Here is a 15678-nt window from a genome sequence, read left to right as displayed (position 1 = left end):
TTGGTATAAATCCCGATGTGACCCGTGATCATAGCGTCTATATTAAAATGCAAGCGGTTACATTTCATTGCGCGGCGCGCTGCATTTCACGCCGCTGAACAGGCAGGAGACAATGTGTTCCCCGCATTCCGTTCACCGCGCTTCCTTTGCAGCATCGGCACGCTCGCTGCAACGCTCGCCGCGTGGTACGTGCTGACGGCTCTCACAGGCACCGTCGCAGCGTCGAGATTCCCCACTCCGTTCGATACCTGGCAGGCGCTTGCCCAAGTGGTGACGGACGGTTATGCCGACGGCCGTCTCGACCAGCACATCGTGCAGAGCGTGAAGCTCGTTCTATACGGCTTCGCGACGGCGGCGGTGACGGGCGTGCCGCTCGGCCTCTGGATGGGCTACTCGCCGCGTGCACAAGCGTTCTTCAACCCGATCTTTCTGCTGTTGCGACCCATTCCGCCGCTCGCGTGGATTCCGCTCGCGATCGTCTGGCTTGGACTCGGCGACTCCGCGAAGGTGATGGTGATCTGGTTCGCGGCGTTCGTGCCATGCGTGATCAACAGTTTCGCGGGCGTGCGCAATCTCGACGTGCCGATGCTCGAAGCCGCCGAGATGCTGGGTTTGCGGCGTTCGCGCTTCGTGCTGGAAGTGATGATTCCCGGCGCGCTGCCGATGATTTTCACAGGCTTGCGCCTCTCATTGCAGGCCTCATGGACGACGCTCGTGGCGGGCGAACTGATCGGTGCGGTCAAAGGTCTCGGTCATCTGCTGACGCAAGGCTCGCTCGACATCTATCCGGCGATGATCGTCGTTGCGATGCTGACGGTCGCGCTGTGTGGATGGTTGATGACGGTCGCGCTTGGGCAAATCGAACGGCAACTCATGCCTTGGAGAGCGAACAGATGAAACCGGGTCATCTGCGCCGTGTCGCGCATCCTGACATCGAGCCCGTCGGCGTCAATCGCGAGTCCGGCAGTGCGGCACACACGTTGCGCCAGCGCAAGATGGTCGGCGAGCCTGGGCGTGCTGTGGCTCAACGCAACGTGCCGCTCTGGACGTTGAATGCCGCGGGGCTGATCGCATTCTTCGGCATCTGGTGGCTGGCATCGGCAGCAGAACTCGTCCCCGCGATCTTTCTACCGACGCCGCTTGCAGTCGTTCACAAGTTTGCCGATCTGCTCACGCATCCGTTTGTCGGTTACACGCTCGAAGTGCATCTGTGGTCGAGCTTGCAGCGCTATCTGATGGGCTTTTTGCTGGCCGTCGCGCTGGGTGTGCCGCTCGGTCTGACGATGGGCTGGTTCCGCTGGCTCGACTACTGCGTGACGCCGCTCTTCGAAACCGTGCGTTTCATCGCGCCGATTGCATGGGTGCCGTTTGCCGCGCTGTGGTTCGGCACGGGCATCGGTGGCCCGGTGCTGATCATTTTTGCGGGTGCGTTTCCGCCGTGCGTCGTCAATGCTTATCGCGGTGCGCAGCAGGTCGACGGCAGGCTGCTCGAAGCGGCGCGCATGCTCGGCGCGTCGAACCGGATGATCGTCTGCGAAGTGCTGCTGCCAGGCGCGTTGCCGTCGGTGATCGCAGGTGTGCGCGTCGCGGCGGGACTGGGCTGGATGTCGCTGGTCGGCGCCGAACTGATCGTCGCGTCGAGCGGCATTGGCTACATGATGGTCAAGGGACAAGCGGCAATCGACACTGCGACGGTGATGAGCGCGATGATCGCAATCGGTATGGTGGGCGCGGCAATCGACCTGTTGCTTGGACGCATCGAAGCGTACGCGATGCGCAACCGGCGCGTGGCCCGGCACTAGCACCGTGGCTTCACTCTCTCAACCGTGACGGAGCGCACGATGAGCATGATTCGTTTCAATGATGTGTCCCGCATGTTCAGGCGCGACAAGGCGAGCGTCGTCGCGCTGGAACACGTCGAACTGGAAATCGCCGACAAGGAATTCGTTGCGATCGTCGGGCCGTCGGGCTGTGGCAAGACGACGTGTCTGCGGATGGTCGCGGGTCTCGAGTTTCCGACTTCGGGCAGCGTGACGGTGGCGGGCCGCAAGGTGACACGGCCAGGACCCGATCGCGCGGTCGTCTTTCAGCAGTTCGCGCTGTTCCCGTGGAAGTCAGTGCGGGACAACATCGATCTCGGCTTGCGCGCGAAGGGCATGGCCGCCGACGCAAGACGCGAAACGATCGAACGCTATCTGTCGCTGATGAATCTGCGCGGCTACGAGCAGGCGTATCCGCATCAACTATCGGGCGGCATGCAGCAGCGCGTCGCGATCGCGCGCGCGTATGCGCTCGACCCCGGCGTGCTGCTGATGGACGAGCCGTTCGGCGCGCTCGATGCCCAAACCCGGGTCGTCATGCAGGAAGAACTGGTGCGGCTCACGCGCGTGAATCCGCGCACGGTGCTGTTCATCACGCACGCGGTCGAAGAGTCGGTGTATCTCGCGGATCGCGTCGTCGTGATGACGGGCCGGCCGGGGCGCGTGAAAGAAGTGATCGATGTGAAGTCCGTGCGCGAGCAGCATGGCTGGGACGCGTGCAAGCGGATCGAAGACGTGATGGATCTCGAATCGTTCGTCCGGTTGCGCACGCATATCTGGAAGTCGTTGCGCGACGAACACGGCGCTGTCGAACGTGTCGCTGCATGAAGCTGCATAAAACTGCCACCGGTTCCAACGGCTGAGCGCAATACCCCATAAAACAGGAGACCAACATGAAACGTCTGCGTGCGATCCCTTTCATTGCGTTGCTCTGCGCGGGCAGTGCGGCGTTGCCGGGCACCGTGTGGTCCGCCGATCTCACTCTGATCAGGGTCAGCTATCAGCCCGCGCTGTATTGGGCGTTGCCGTTCTATGTCGCAACCGAAAAAGGGTGGTGGGCAGAGGTCGGATTGAAGCCCGAGTTCTCGGTGTTTCCCGCAGGCGTGCCGCAGATGGCGGCGGCGGCGTCGAAATCCTGGGACGTGGGCGGCACGGGTTCCGTGCCGGCGGTGCTCGGCTACCAGCGCTTCGGCATTCAGGTGATCGGCCTGACAAACGACGAATCGCAGGGCAACGTTCTGATGGCGAGCAAGGCGCGTTATGACGCGGTGCGCCGCAATCCGGCGTCGCTGAAAGGCCAAACCATCGTGTTGACGTCCAACTCGACGGGTGATTACGCGGTACAGGCATGCCTGAAAAAGTATGGGCTGACGAAGGCTGATGTGACGCTCAAGAACATGGGCCAGGCCGAGATCATTTCCGCTGTGTCGTCGGGCAATGCTGATTATGCGGGCGTGTGGGCGCCGTATGACTATACGCTCGAAGAGAAGGCGGGCGCGCGCGTGTTGTGCTCCGGTAAGGACGGCGGCGCATCGGTGCCCGGCGCGCTCGTCACGCGTGGCGAATTCGAGAAGCAGCATCCCGATCAGGTGGCAAAGTTTCTCGCCGTCTATCTGCATGCATGGGCGTGGATGAAGGCGCACCCTGACCAGGCCGTCGCGATGATGAAGAAGTTTTACCAGGAGGGCGGCGTCAACATCAGCGACGATTCGATGCGCAAGGAATTCGCTACGCGCCCGACCTTCGACCTGAAGCAGCAACTCGCCGCGATGGACCGCACGAAAGGCGTATCGCAGGCCGACGATTCGTTCACGAAGATCGCGCAGTTCATGCATGCATCGGGCGCGCTCGCGTCCGTCCCCGAAGCAAAAGACTATATCGACGACAGCGCGATGAAGCGTGTGTTGGGCGACCCTAAACTCGCGGCGTTCGCAATGGACGGCAGCAAATAACGCGCGGTCGCGATCGCGCAAAAAGGCCACGGTGTGGCCTTTTAAAAGCCCCTCGCTGCAAGCGCTTGCATCATTTTTAACATCGATGAAGGAGAAGGCGATGAGCGTGACTTACCTGAAGAAAGCAGCCAAGACGCCGGAAACCGAGACCGCGACGGCGCAACAGGTCGTCGGTGAAATGCTTGCGCAGATTCAGGCGCATGGCGAAGACGCCGCGCGTGCGTATGCGAAGAAACTCGATAACTGGGACGGTCCGATCATCGTCTGCGCCGATGAGATCGAACGGCGTGCGCTCGAAGTGCCCGCGCACGTGAAGGCCGATATCGATTTCGCCGCGCAACAGGTATTCGACTTCGCGCTCGCCCAGCGGCGCTCGATTGGGGATTTCTCGGTCGAACTCTATCCAGGCGTGACGGCAGGGCAAAAAGTGGTGCCCGTCAACGTGGTCGGTTGTTATGCGCCTGCTGGCAGGTACGCGCATATCGCGTCGGCATACATGGGCGTTGCGACTGCCAAGGCAGCGGGCGTGAAGACGGTGATTGCCTGTTCGAGCCCGTTTCGCGGAGGCGGCATCCATCCGTATGTGCTGTATGCGTTCAAGGCGGCAGGCGCCGATGTCGTGATGACGCTGGGAGGCGTGCAGGCGATTGCGTCGATGGCGTATGGGCTTTTTACCGGCAAGCAGGCGGACGTTGTGGTGGGGCCGGGCAACAAGTTCGTCGCGGAGGCGAAGCGCGCGCTCTTTGGCAAGGTTGGGATCGACGTCTTCGCGGGGCCGTCGGAAGTGGCGGTGATCGCCGACGCCAGTGCCGACCCGGCGATGGTCGCGAGCGATCTGGTCGGCCAGGCCGAGCATGGCCACGAGTCGCCGGCATGGTTGTTCACGACGTCGAAGGCGCTCGCCGACGAGGTCATTGAGCGGGTTCCGCAACTCATCGATGCGTTGCCGCCGACCGCACACGATGCCGCAGGCGCCGCGTGGCGCGACTACGGCGAAGTGATCCTGTGCAACACGCGAGAGGAAGTGGTGGACGTGTCTGACCGCTATGCATCGGAACACCTCGAAGTGCAGGCTGCCGATCTGGACTGGTGGCTCGAACATCTGACGTGCTACGGCTCGCTCTTTCTCGGCGAAGAAACGACGGTCGCATTCGGCGACAAGGCGAGCGGTCCGAATCACGTTCTGCCCACCAAGGGCGCAGCGCGTTATTCAGGGGGGCTCTCGGTGCACAAGTTCGTGAAGACGTTGACGTGGCAGCGCATGACGCGCGATGCGGCGAAGCGCATTGGCGAAGTGACGGCGCGTATCTCGCGGCTCGAAGGCATGGAAGCCCACGCCCGTACCGCTGACGACCGCTTGCAGAAGTACTTTCCCGACGAAGCATTCGTGCGTGGCGAACCGGTACAGGTATGAACGCCATCGGCATGTGCAATCGGTACGACGAAGGAGGACACCGTTGAATATCGCTCGACTATTCGACCTGAATGGCAGAACCGCGCTCGTGACCGGCGGCAACTCGGGCGTCGGCGAAGCGATGGCGCGCGCGTTGGGCGGGGCGGGTGCGCGCGTCGTGCTGGTGGCGCGGCGAAGTGATGCGCTCGACGAAGCGGCAATGCGGCTGCGGGATGACGGTATTGATGCGCACATGCACGCGTGCGATCTCAGCGACGCGCATGCGGCGCGCGCCTGCGCGCTCGATGCAGCGGCACAGCACGGCCAGATTGACATTCTCGTCAACGCGGCGGGCGTCAATCTGCGTCAACCATTCGATGAAGTGACGCCGCAAGCGTGGCAACAGCAGCTCGCACTGCATCTTGGCGCGCCGTTCTTCATGACGCAGGCGCTCGCACCCTCGATGAAGGCGCGCGGACATGGTCGCATCATCAACATCGCGTCGCTGCAGTCATACCGTGCATTCAACGATAGCGCGCCATACGGCGCGGCGAAGGGCGGTGTCGTGCAATTGACGCGTGCTATCGCGCAGGCGTGGTCACGCTACGGCATCACGTGCAACGCGATTGGGCCGGGCTTTTTCCCCACTGCGCTGACGGCTCCCGTTTTCAAAGACGCGCGCGTCGCGGACATGCACGCGCAGAACACGTGCATCGGACGCAATGGACAACTCGACGATCTGTATGGCGTCACGGTGTTTCTTGCGAGTGACGCGTCCGCGTACGTCACGGGCCAGACCATCATGGTCGACGGCGGATACACCGCGCGGTAGGCGGTAACGCAATTGCACGACGGAGAACGCTTGTGAAAGCACTTGTCTACACGCAGCCCAATGAGCTCCAGTTGCTGGATCGGCCCGAACCGCTGGCAGCCGACGGCGAGGTGATACTCAGGATCGATGCGGTCGGTATTTGCGGCTCCGATATGCATGCATTCCACGGCCACGATCCGCGACGCAAACCCGGCCTCATTCTCGGTCATGAGTTCGCCGGCACGATCGTGCAGACGCGCGCACCGCATCTGACGAAAGGCTTGCGCGTCACGGGCAATCCGTTGATTACCTGCGGGCACTGTGAATATTGTGTGCAGGGGCGCGACAATCTGTGCGCGAACCGGACGATGGTCGGCATGACGCGTCCGGGTGCATTCGCACAATATATGTCGTTGCCTGCGGGATGCGTTGTCGAAATTCCGCAGGAGATGCCCGCAACGCACGCCGCGGTGACCGAGCCGGCTGCTACGGCGCTGCATGCGCTGAATCTGTCGATGCGCGCGCTGCAAAGACCGTTGCCGGAAACCCGCGCGCTGGTCATTGGCGGCGGGGCGATTGGATTGCTGTCGGCGTTGTTACTGAAATCGTACGGCTGCCGGTCGGTGGAAATGGCGGAGGTCAATCCGCTGCGTCGACGTTCGGCGCAGCAGCATGCGCAGTGCGAGACATGGGATCCGTTGGACGCGCCGGCGCCTGAAAGCCGGTTTGAGTTCGTGATCGATGCCGTGGGCGCAAAGCCGACACGCGCGCTCGCGTTATCGTCGGTGAAGCCTGGCGGCGTCGTGATGCACATCGGCCTCCAGGATTGGGCAAGCGAAATCGATATGCGCAAGCTGACGCTCGCTGAAATCACGCTGCTGGGTACGTACACATATACGATGGCGGATCTTCGCGCGACGGTTTCGGCGTTGCACGAAGGCGCGTTCGGTTCGCTGGATTGGCTCGACGTGCGGCCGCTCGATGCCGGAAGCCAGGCGTTCGACGATTTGCAGAACGGCAGGACGGCGTCAGGGAAAGTCGTCCTGACGCCGGGCTTCTAAATTTAGGCCATAGAGCAGTCCAGCAGGAAAGCGAGACTGTCCGCGACAGACTCATTGTCGTCAGGCTTCGATCGGCTTCCAAGCCTCGAGGACATCGACACTAACGATTGAACAATCCGCACGCCAACCATTAACACGACATTATAGTACTAATGTCGTGTTCAGTATTGAATTGTGTAGTATATGGTGCGTTTTACGTTGTATTATCAACATATTCATATTCCCCCAAAAGCCGCTTCCACCATGACCCTCGAAGCCGACATCGAAGTCGTCCGTCAAAACGCGTCCGACACGCAGACGCTTTATCGCGAGGTCTGCGCGTTGCTGTTTTTCCGTTACGGCGAAACTCCGACCGCGAACCGCCTGTACCAGCTGGTGCGCAAAGGCAGCATGAGCGCGCCGGCCAAAGCGTTGCGCGATTTCTGGACCGACGTGCGCGACAAGACGCGTGTGGACGTCGGCCGTCCGGACTTGCCGCCCGAGGTCGCAGCGGCTGCCGGCGAATTCGCGGCCCAGCTGTGGCGTCTGTCGAGCGACGCCGCGAACGCCGCGCTCGACGTGTTCAGGCAGGACGCGGACGCGCAAATCGCCGCCGCGCAAGAACAGGCCAAGCAACACGACAGGCAGCGTCAGGACGCCGTCGACAAAGCCGAACAGGCGGCCAACGATGTCGCGACCCTGCGCGCGCGGATTGCCGGACTCGACGCGCGCATCGTCGAGCTGCAGACGGCCAACGACATGCTGACGGCGCAACTGGCGACCTCGAAGGAAGAAATCGCGGCAGGAGCCGCCGCGCTCGCCGATGCCCGCCGCGATTTCGCCGACGAACTCGCGAAGCTGCGCCGCTCGCACGAGCAGAACGAGCAGCGGCTCGCCGCGGCGGAAAAGCGCGCCTTGCTCGAAATCGACGGTGAACGAGCGGCGGCGCAACGTCTGCGCAAGGAGCTCCAGGCGAGTCACGAGCGGGCGGCGACGCTCGAAGCCGAATCGCGGGCCGAGCGCGACGCGATTCGGGACGAGTTGGCCGCATCAAAGGCAGAACTGGCTGCCTCCGCTGCGCGGCATGCCGCGACCCGCGGGCAGCTTGCGGAAAAGGATGCGTTGCTGGCTGAACGGGTGGCGGCGACCGACCTGTTGCGCGAGCGTATCGGCACGCTCTCGCGGCAGATCGAGACGGCGCGAACAGCAAAAACGTCCGCGCGCCCTGCCCGCCGCGCCCGCGAAACATCACCCGTGCAGGGCCGCGCGATGGTGGGCTTCTCGGGCGCACCGTTCCTCAAACGTTCGGCCAACGCCAAACCACGTGAAGACTGAGGACTGCCGGCGTCCCGGCGGCATGTCACCACGCGAGTCGCGATAAGTGGTTACACCTGGTGACGTTCGATAAAAAGTGATCGTCATGGGGCGGCGGCACCCGCCGCCCGCGCGCAACGCTGCGTCAGAAGCGCGGATGACACTCGAAACTGACCGACGACCCATGCTCGGTCATCGCGCTGACGCCGCTGACCGTCTCCGTATTCACGCTGCTTTGCATACCGCGACGATCGCAGTAGTCGCGCGCCTCGTTCATCGCGAGTTCGTGCGCGCGCGCCCAGGCCATGCGTCCTCCGGTCGCGCTGGCGGCGACCGTGTAGCTGCCGGGCTTGCCGCTCGCGACCACATCCGTGCTCGACGCGCACCCGACGAGACTCGCGCACGCGAGCGCCACCGCCGCCACCCCGCGCATGCGCGTGGGCAGCGGCGCCCTCTTCCTTTCCGTGCTTTCCGCTCGCGGGACGGACGCGACTTCGCGTACCCGCACCGTTTTGCGCGCCTCAGCGAGCATGTCCGAACCCTGATTCGACATCGTGGATCACCTGCATTTTTAACTGATTAGTCAGGCAGCAATTATCCGGAATCGTTCGACCAAGATCAGCCGATACAACCGAAAACACTGTTGCGCGAGTCCTAACAATGGACGCGAGCGCCACGCCGCGACGGCCTCGGCAATGAGCGGACCACATGGTTCACAAAAGACCTTCCGGAATCCCTTTTGAGCGTCTAGTCTGTAACGATGCCTGTTCGACGGACCGGCATTTCGAACCGCAGACGGACCCCACCACATAGCGGCATACACCGGTCGCCGAACCGGAGGAGACATATATGGATCTCGAGGCACGTACCCTTCATCGCGTCACGGTTCGGCTCGTGCCGTTCCTGATACTGTGCTATTTCATCGCCTATCTCGATCGCGTCAACGTCGGCTTCGCGGCCTTGCAGATGAACAAGGCGCTCGATCTGTCCGCGAGCGCGTTCGGCTTCGGCGCGGGCGTGTTCTTTATCGCGTACTTCTTTTTCGAAGTGCCGTCGAACCTGCTGCTCGAACGATTCGGCGCGCGCCGCTGGATCGCGCGGATCATGTTTACGTGGGGTATTCTCGCGGGCGCGATGGCGTTCATCCCGGACATCGCGCGCTTCACCGGGCTCTCGCCCGCGCACGTGTTTTTCGGCCTGCGCATTCTGCTTGGCGTCGCCGAGGCCGGCTTTTTCCCGGGCATCATCTTTCTGCTGACCTTGTGGTTTCCGGCGGCGTATCGCGGGCGCGTGGTCGGCTACTTCATGGCGGCGATTCCGCTGTCGACGGTGATCGGCGGCCCGATCTCCGGCGCGCTGCTGTCGCTCGACGGCCGCGGCGGACTCGGCGGCTGGCAGTGGCTGTATCTGATCGAGGCGGTGCCGGCGGTATTGCTGTCGGTCGCGGTGCTGTTGTATCTGACCGACAAGCCCGCCGACGCCACCTGGCTCAGCACCGAGGAGCGCGACTGGCTGATCGCGCGGCAGAAGCAGGAGCGCGAGCATCGCGAGGCGGTGCGCCACTTCAGCGTGAAGGAGGCGCTGATCAATCCGCGCGTGCTCGCCATCGCGCTGATCTATTTCGGGGCGAACGCGACCAACTACGGCCTGAGCTTCTTCCTGCCGCAGATCGTGAAGTCGTTCGGCCTCACTAATCTGCAGACGGGTTTCGTGACGTCGCTGCCGTACGTGGTCGGCCTCGTCAGCATGATTTTGTGGGGACGGCATTCGGATCGCCACCTCGAACGCCGCTGGCACGTCGCGATTGCGCTGTTCGTCGCGGCGGCCGGCATCGCGGCCGCGGCCGGCCTCGACAATCCGGTGCAGAAGATGATCGCGTTATCGATTGCCGGCTTCGGCATCTTCGGTTGCCTGCCGGTCATCTGGACCTTGCCGGCCGCGTTCCTGTCGGGCGCGGCGGCCGCGGGCGGCATCGCCGCGATCAACTCACTGGGCAACCTGGCGGGTTTCTTCGGGCCGTTCGCGATGGGCTGGATCAAGGACAGCACCGGCGGCTTCGGCGCCGGGCTGCTATGCCTGTCGGGCGCGGGACTCATCGGTATGGCGGCGGTGTTGCTGCTGCATCACGACACGTCGCTCGAGACGACGCATGGCAATCCGCATGCGCGACCGCCGGGTGAAGCGGGGGTCGCGAGGTCTTAGCGCTAGTCCCACGCGCCGTTCAATACGCACCCGGGCAGCCTGCCCGGGTCGCCTTCAATTCGCCCCGCTGCCGTTATTCGACCCTTCTGTGCCCTGACCGCCCGCATCGGGCGGCACGATGTCGTCCGGCGTCGGGGTTGGCGCGAGCGCTGCGGCACCGCCGCCGTGCGCTTCACCGTCGACGGTATTACCCGGCGCCGGCGCGGGAGCCGACCCCGACCCCGGCGCCGGCAGCAACGGCGGCAACGCGCGCGCTTCGCCCTGCACCGGGGACGCGCCCGCTGCCTCTGACGCCGCCGCCGGTGCCGCCACGGCAGACGTCGGCGGCTGCACCGGCGCCACCGGCGCGCGCCGCGCCGGAGCACGCGCCACGACCTGCTTGTCCGGCTGCGCCGGCGTGCGCGTGAACAGGTGCCCGATCCAGTCGCGCAAGCGTTCGGCGCGCTCGGCGAACCAGCCCGGCTGCTGCGCGGTATCGAACTTCATGTGGCTGTCGACGAGCCGCGAGCGCTGCGCGCGCTGGAAGAAATCGCCGACGATCGGCAGCGCGCTATGCGCACCCTGCCCCCAGTAATCGCTGCGCAGCGTCACGCGGCTGTCGTTGAAGCCGACCCATGCCCCCGCCACCAGTTGCGGCTGCATCAGGATGAACCAGCCATCCGCGTTGCCCTGGGTCGTGCCGGTCTTGCCCGCGACATCGCCGCGCACGCCGAAGCGCGTGCGGATACTCGCGCCGGTGCCGCGGCTGACCACGTCGCGCATCACGTCGACGAGCGTGCGCGCCGTGTCGGCGGGCAGCTCGCGACTCGGCGTGGCCGGCTTGAACTCGGCGAGCAGGTTGCCGTTGCGGTCCTCGATGCGCGTGACCATCAGCGGCTCGACGTAGCCGCCGAGGTTCGCGATCGTGCCGTACGCCGACACCATTTCCTTAAGCGTGACCGGGCTCGTGCCGAGCGCGAGCGACGGCACCGGGTCGAGCTGGCTGTCGCGCACACCCATCGCGCGCGCGAGCTTTGCGACCCTGTTCGGACCCACCGACTCCATCACCTGCGCGGTGATGCGGTTGCGCGAATAGGCGAGCGCGTCGCGCAGGCTGATCATGCGGCCGCTCGGCTCGTCCTCGTCGTTCGGCTTCCAGATTTCGCCGCCGGCGAGTTCGATCTGAACCGGATTGTCCGGCAGTTTGTCGTCCGGCTTCGCGCCGGCCTCGAAGGCCGCCGCGTAGACGAACGGCTTGAAGGTCGAGCCCGGCTGACGGCGCGCCTGCTGCACGTGATCGAACGGATCAACGCCAAAGTCGCGGCTGCCGACCCACGCCTTGATCTCGCCGGTACGTGGGTCCATTGCGAGGAAGTCGGCCTGCACGCGCGTCTTCGTGTCGCACACGCTCTGCACGAGCTTGCGATCGGCGAGCAGGCGTTTCAGCGCGTCGTCGTCGGCGAGGCCCGTGTCTTTGGCCGCGCGGAAGTCAGGCGTTTCGCGCAGGAACGTGCGCAGCAGGTCCTTGTCCGCCGAGCAGCCCGCGCGCGTGCCCCACGCGGAGTTCGCGATGTTCTGCAACTGGTTGCCCTGCAGCGTGACCGCCTGGGTCGCCATCGTCTGCAGACGCGAGTCGATCGTCGTGCGCACGACGAGTCCATCGGAATAGATGTTGTAGTCGTTGCGATCGGCCCACGCGACGAGCCATTTGCGCAGTTGCTGCGTGAAGTGCGGCGCGGGTCCGGGCGGCTCGATCTGGCGCTCGAAGTCGAGACGCAGCGGCTTGCGGGCGAGCGTGTCGTACTGGGCGGGTGTCAGCTTGCCGTACCTGACCAGCTGCGCGAGCACCGTATTGCGCCGCTGCAAGGCGCGCTCGGGGTTCAGTACCGGGTTGTAGTAGGCGTTGCCCTTCAGCATGCCGGTCAGCGTCGCCGCTTCGAGCACGTTCAGGTCGGATGCGGACTTGTCGAAATAGGTGCGCGCAGCCATCTCGATGCCGTACGCGTTGTACAGGAACGGGACCGTATTCAAGTAGGTTTCGAGGATCTCGTCCTTCGTGTAGAACGCCTCGATCTTCAGTGCGGTGATCGCTTCCTTCAGCTTGCGCGTCAACGTCGGCGCGCGGCCGATTTCGTCGGGATACAGATTGCGCGCGAGCTGCTGCGTGATCGTCGAGCCGCCCTGGCGCTCGCCGGAGAACGTGTGCAGCGCGGCCGAAGCGGTGCGCCGCCAGTCGAGCCCGAAATGCTGATAGAAGCGGTGATCCTCGGTGGCGATCAGCGCGTTGACGACGTTCGGCGAGATGTCCTTCAGCTTGACCCACTCGCGGTTCGACGGCTTGAACTCGGCGAGCAGCTTGCCGTCCGCCGACAGGATCTGCGCGGGCTGCTCGATCTTGGCCTTGCGGATGTCGCCGATGCTCGGCGTGAACGGAATCAGCAGCAGCACGTACAGTACGAATAGCACCGGCAGCGCGGCGAGCCCCCACGCGAACGTGCGGCGGGTCGGATGGCGCAGATGCCATGCGGCCTTCGCGAACAGCGGGTTCGCGAGCGTCAGCCCTTTGTCGAGGGCCGCCAGAAAGGAGGAAAAGAGGCGCTTCACTTGCTGTCGTCGGCTAGGAAAGGCGCAATCGTACCAAGATGTGGGGGGTGCGCCGGTTTTTGCCTCGTTCGCGGCATGGAGTGCGGCTCCGGCGGGCCACTATAATGTCGCCAATTTCGACAAGAGGTGCTTCATGATCATCAAACCGCGTGTGCGTGGCTTCATCTGTGTATCGACCCATCCGACCGGCTGCGAAGTCAACGTCAAGGAACAGATCGAGTATGTGAAGGCACGCGGCCCCGTCGCCGACGGCCCGAAGAAGGTGCTCGTGATCGGCGCGTCGACCGGCTATGGCCTCGCCGCCCGCATTAGCGCAGCGTTCGGCTCGGGCGCGTCGACCCTCGGCGTGTTCTTCGAGCGCGCCGGCAGCGAAACCAAGGCTGGCACGGCCGGCTGGTACAACACCGCGGCGTTCGAGAAGTTCGCCAGCGCCGAAGGCCTGTACGCGACCAGCATCAACGGCGACGCGTTCTCCGACGAAGTGAAGGCGCGCACGATCGAAGTGATCAAGCGCGACCTCGGCCAGGTCGATCTGGTCGTCTACAGCCTCGCGGCGCCGAAGCGCCAGCACCCGAAGACCGGTGAAGTGTTCAGCTCGGTGCTCAAGCCGATCGGCAAGGCGGTCAATCTGCGCGGCATCGACACCGACAAGGAAGTGATCAAGGAAACCGTGCTCGAACCGGCGACGCCGGAAGAAATCGCGCACACGGTCGCGGTGATGGGCGGCGAGGACTGGCAGATGTGGATGGACGCGTTGGGCGTTGCCGGCGTGCTCGCCGACGGCGCCAGGACCACCGCGTTCACCTACCTCGGCGAGAAGATCACCCACGACATCTACTGGAACGGCTCGATCGGCGCGGCCAAGAAAGATCTCGACCAGAAAGTGCTCGGCATCCGCTCAACGCTCGCGGCCAAGGGCGGCGATGCGCGCGTCGCGGTGCTGAAGGCAGTCGTCACGCAGGCAAGCTCGGCCATTCCGATGATGCCGCTCTATCTGTCGCTGCTCTTCAAGGTGATGAAGGAAAAAGGCACGCACGAAGGCTGTATCGAGCAGGTCTACGGCCTGTACAAGGACAGCCTCTATGGCAGCCAGCCGCATCTGGACGACGAAGGCCGTCTGCGCGCCGACTACAAGGAACTCGATCCGCAGGTGCAAGGCCGCGTGCAGGAGCTGTGGAACCAGGTGAGCAACGACAACATCTACGAACTCACCGATTTCGCGGGCTACAAGACCGATTTCCTGCGCCTGTTCGGCTTTGAAATGAAGGGCGTCGATTACGACGCGGACGTCAATCCGGACGTGCAGATTGCGAATCTCGTGCAGGTTTGATCCACCGGGGGGCGGGCCCGCTTCGCGAGTTCGCCCCTGAGGTTGCCCCTCCTCGCCTCCCTCCCCTCACTCCTTCAACACGTCAGCACGTCAGCATGGATACGCGCCCTGCAACGCGCGCAGAATCGCGAGCCCGATTGGAAAATCCTCGGAAATGCCCGGATGGTTCGCGAAGAACGCATCGAGCAACGGATAGACCGTCTGGTTGCCGATCGCGAGCGTTGGTGGCGGACAGAACAGCTGCGGCTGTTTCCTCGCGACCAGATCGCCGTTCGCCCAGCCGAACGCGTTGATCGTGCCGGTGATGTACGCCGCATAGATCGAGTTGTTGTCGGCGTGTGCCCAGCGCTTGTATTGCGCGGCCGTCATTTCGGCGCTCGCGTTCAGAGTGAAGCACGCCGCCAGCAAAGCCAGCGCGAATTTCGTTAACCGCATCGTTGAACCTTCAATGTCGCTAGATGGCCGCCATTGTAGGCGACGCGGGGTGCACCGCGCAGAAGCCGTCGAGCGCGGGAATCCGCAAGCAGAGCGTAAGCATTGAAGGCGGATTCTGTAAGCACCGACAGATTGCAGAAGCGCGCGAATCAACGATTACGGCGTGCCGTTTCGGCAATGCTTGCGATACCCGTCGCGCCCGGCCAGGCGCGCCATATAAGCGGCCAGCGCCGGCAAATCGTCGTGCTGCTGCGGCGTTTCGAGCCAGCGGTTCGCGGACAGCGCGATCGGAATATCGGCGAGCGAAAACGCGTCGCCCGCGATATACGCACCGGTGCGCGCAAGTTGCTGCTCGACGATCGCCATATGCTTCGACCAGTTCGCGCACGACGCGGCGATCTGGCGCGGGTCCAGATGCTCGGGCGAGTGCCGCACGAGCGCGAGAAACGCGTAGCTCCACGAGCGGTTCAATTCGCTCGCCTGCCAGTCGATCCATTGATCACAGCGCGCGCGCTCGACCGGATCGGCCGGATACAGCCCGTCACCCCGATAACGGTTCGCGAGGTAACGGATGATCGAGTTCGATTCCCACAACACGAAGTCGCCGTCGCGGATCACGGGGACCATCGCGTTCGGGTTCAGCGCGCGGAATTCGGCGACCTCGGTCGAGCGAAAGCCCGAGCCCCAGTCTTCCTGTTCGAACGGAAGCCCAAGTTCCGCGCAGGTCCACAACACCTTGCGCACATTGATCGAGGTAGTCTTGCCGAGTATCTGCAGCATGAGTCGTTGGGTGTCGCG

14 protein-coding genes are annotated in these 15678 nt (G+C 63.9%); 10 read left to right on the top strand and 4 right to left on the bottom strand.

Features of this window, described 5'->3' with window-relative positions; translation table 11 throughout:
- The first annotated feature begins 114 nt into the window (after nucleotides 1-114).
- From F6X40_RS23280 to F6X40_RS23245, 8 genes are all read left to right on the top strand, one after another.
- Nucleotides 115-897: an ABC transporter permease gene (locus F6X40_RS23280; RefSeq protein WP_187629369.1), complete on the top strand. Its 783-nt coding sequence runs from the start codon at nucleotides 115-117 to the stop codon at nucleotides 895-897.
- Nucleotides 894-1802: an ABC transporter permease gene (locus tag F6X40_RS23275; RefSeq protein ID WP_187629368.1), complete on the top strand. Its 909-nt coding sequence runs from the start codon at nucleotides 894-896 to the stop codon at nucleotides 1800-1802. Before F6X40_RS23280 ends, F6X40_RS23275 begins: the two co-directional genes overlap by 4 nt.
- Nucleotides 1803-1841: 39 nt before the next feature.
- Nucleotides 1842-2648 (top strand): ABC transporter ATP-binding protein, encoded by an 807-nt coding sequence (locus tag F6X40_RS23270; RefSeq protein WP_187629367.1) that lies wholly within the window; start codon nucleotides 1842-1844, stop codon nucleotides 2646-2648.
- Nucleotides 2649-2713: 65 nt separating this feature from the next.
- Nucleotides 2714-3772 carry an ABC transporter substrate-binding protein gene (locus F6X40_RS23265; protein ID WP_187629366.1) on the top strand — a complete coding sequence of 353 codons (1059 nt, stop codon included), beginning with the start codon at nucleotides 2714-2716 and terminating at the stop codon, nucleotides 3770-3772.
- 100 nt (nucleotides 3773-3872) lie between these two features.
- Nucleotides 3873-5186, top strand: a complete 1314-nt coding sequence (hisD, locus tag F6X40_RS23260; RefSeq protein ID WP_187629365.1) for a histidinol dehydrogenase — start codon at nucleotides 3873-3875, stop codon at nucleotides 5184-5186.
- Nucleotides 5187-5229: 43 nt separating this feature from the next.
- Nucleotides 5230-5997, top strand: coding sequence for an SDR family NAD(P)-dependent oxidoreductase (locus F6X40_RS23255; RefSeq protein ID WP_187629364.1), 768 nt, complete (start codon nucleotides 5230-5232; stop codon nucleotides 5995-5997).
- 32 nt (nucleotides 5998-6029) lie between these two features.
- Nucleotides 6030-7037: a galactitol-1-phosphate 5-dehydrogenase gene (locus F6X40_RS23250; protein WP_187629363.1), complete on the top strand. Its 1008-nt coding sequence runs from the start codon at nucleotides 6030-6032 to the stop codon at nucleotides 7035-7037.
- Between the two features lie 243 nt (nucleotides 7038-7280).
- Nucleotides 7281-8351, top strand: coding sequence for a DNA-binding protein (locus tag F6X40_RS23245; protein WP_187629362.1), 1071 nt, complete (start codon nucleotides 7281-7283; stop codon nucleotides 8349-8351).
- A 124-nt stretch (nucleotides 8352-8475) separates the two neighbouring features.
- Here F6X40_RS23245 and F6X40_RS23240 read toward each other — a convergent pair whose 3' ends face one another.
- Nucleotides 8476-8883 (bottom strand): hypothetical protein, encoded by a 408-nt coding sequence (locus F6X40_RS23240; protein WP_187629361.1) that lies wholly within the window; start codon nucleotides 8881-8883, stop codon nucleotides 8476-8478.
- A gap of 296 nt (nucleotides 8884-9179) precedes the next feature.
- Here F6X40_RS23240 and F6X40_RS23235 point away from each other — a divergent pair, with 296 nt between their 5' ends.
- Nucleotides 9180-10532: an MFS transporter gene (locus tag F6X40_RS23235; RefSeq protein WP_187629360.1), complete on the top strand. Its 1353-nt coding sequence runs from the start codon at nucleotides 9180-9182 to the stop codon at nucleotides 10530-10532.
- Nucleotides 10533-10586: 54 nt separating this feature from the next.
- On the opposite strand, the gene F6X40_RS23230 is transcribed toward F6X40_RS23235, so the two are convergent.
- A complete protein-coding gene (locus F6X40_RS23230; RefSeq protein WP_187629359.1) occupies nucleotides 10587-13115 on the bottom strand; it encodes a penicillin-binding protein 1A in 2529 nt (842 codons plus the stop codon).
- 133 nt (nucleotides 13116-13248) lie between these two features.
- On the opposite strand from F6X40_RS23230, the gene fabV reads away from it, so the two are divergent.
- The gene (gene fabV / locus F6X40_RS23225; RefSeq protein ID WP_187629358.1) at nucleotides 13249-14445 is read left to right on the top strand and encodes an enoyl-ACP reductase FabV; all 1197 of its coding nucleotides are present in this window, start codon (nucleotides 13249-13251) and stop codon (nucleotides 14443-14445) included.
- Nucleotides 14446-14535: 90 nt separating this feature from the next.
- Here the strand turns inward: fabV and F6X40_RS23220 are convergent, their stop codons facing one another.
- Nucleotides 14536-14880, bottom strand: a complete 345-nt coding sequence (locus tag F6X40_RS23220) for a hypothetical protein (protein ID WP_090804882.1) — start codon at nucleotides 14878-14880, stop codon at nucleotides 14536-14538.
- A 156-nt stretch (nucleotides 14881-15036) separates the two neighbouring features.
- Nucleotides 15037-15660 (bottom strand): glutathione S-transferase family protein, encoded by a 624-nt coding sequence (locus F6X40_RS23215; RefSeq protein ID WP_187629357.1) that lies wholly within the window; start codon nucleotides 15658-15660, stop codon nucleotides 15037-15039.
- Nucleotides 15661-15678: the final 18 nt, after the last annotated feature.

This window comes from Paraburkholderia sp. UCT31 (assembly GCF_014397655.1).
Classification (GTDB): Bacteria; Pseudomonadota; Gammaproteobacteria; order Burkholderiales; family Burkholderiaceae; genus Paraburkholderia; species Paraburkholderia tuberum.
This window is presented reverse-complemented; position numbering and strand designations above follow the sequence as displayed.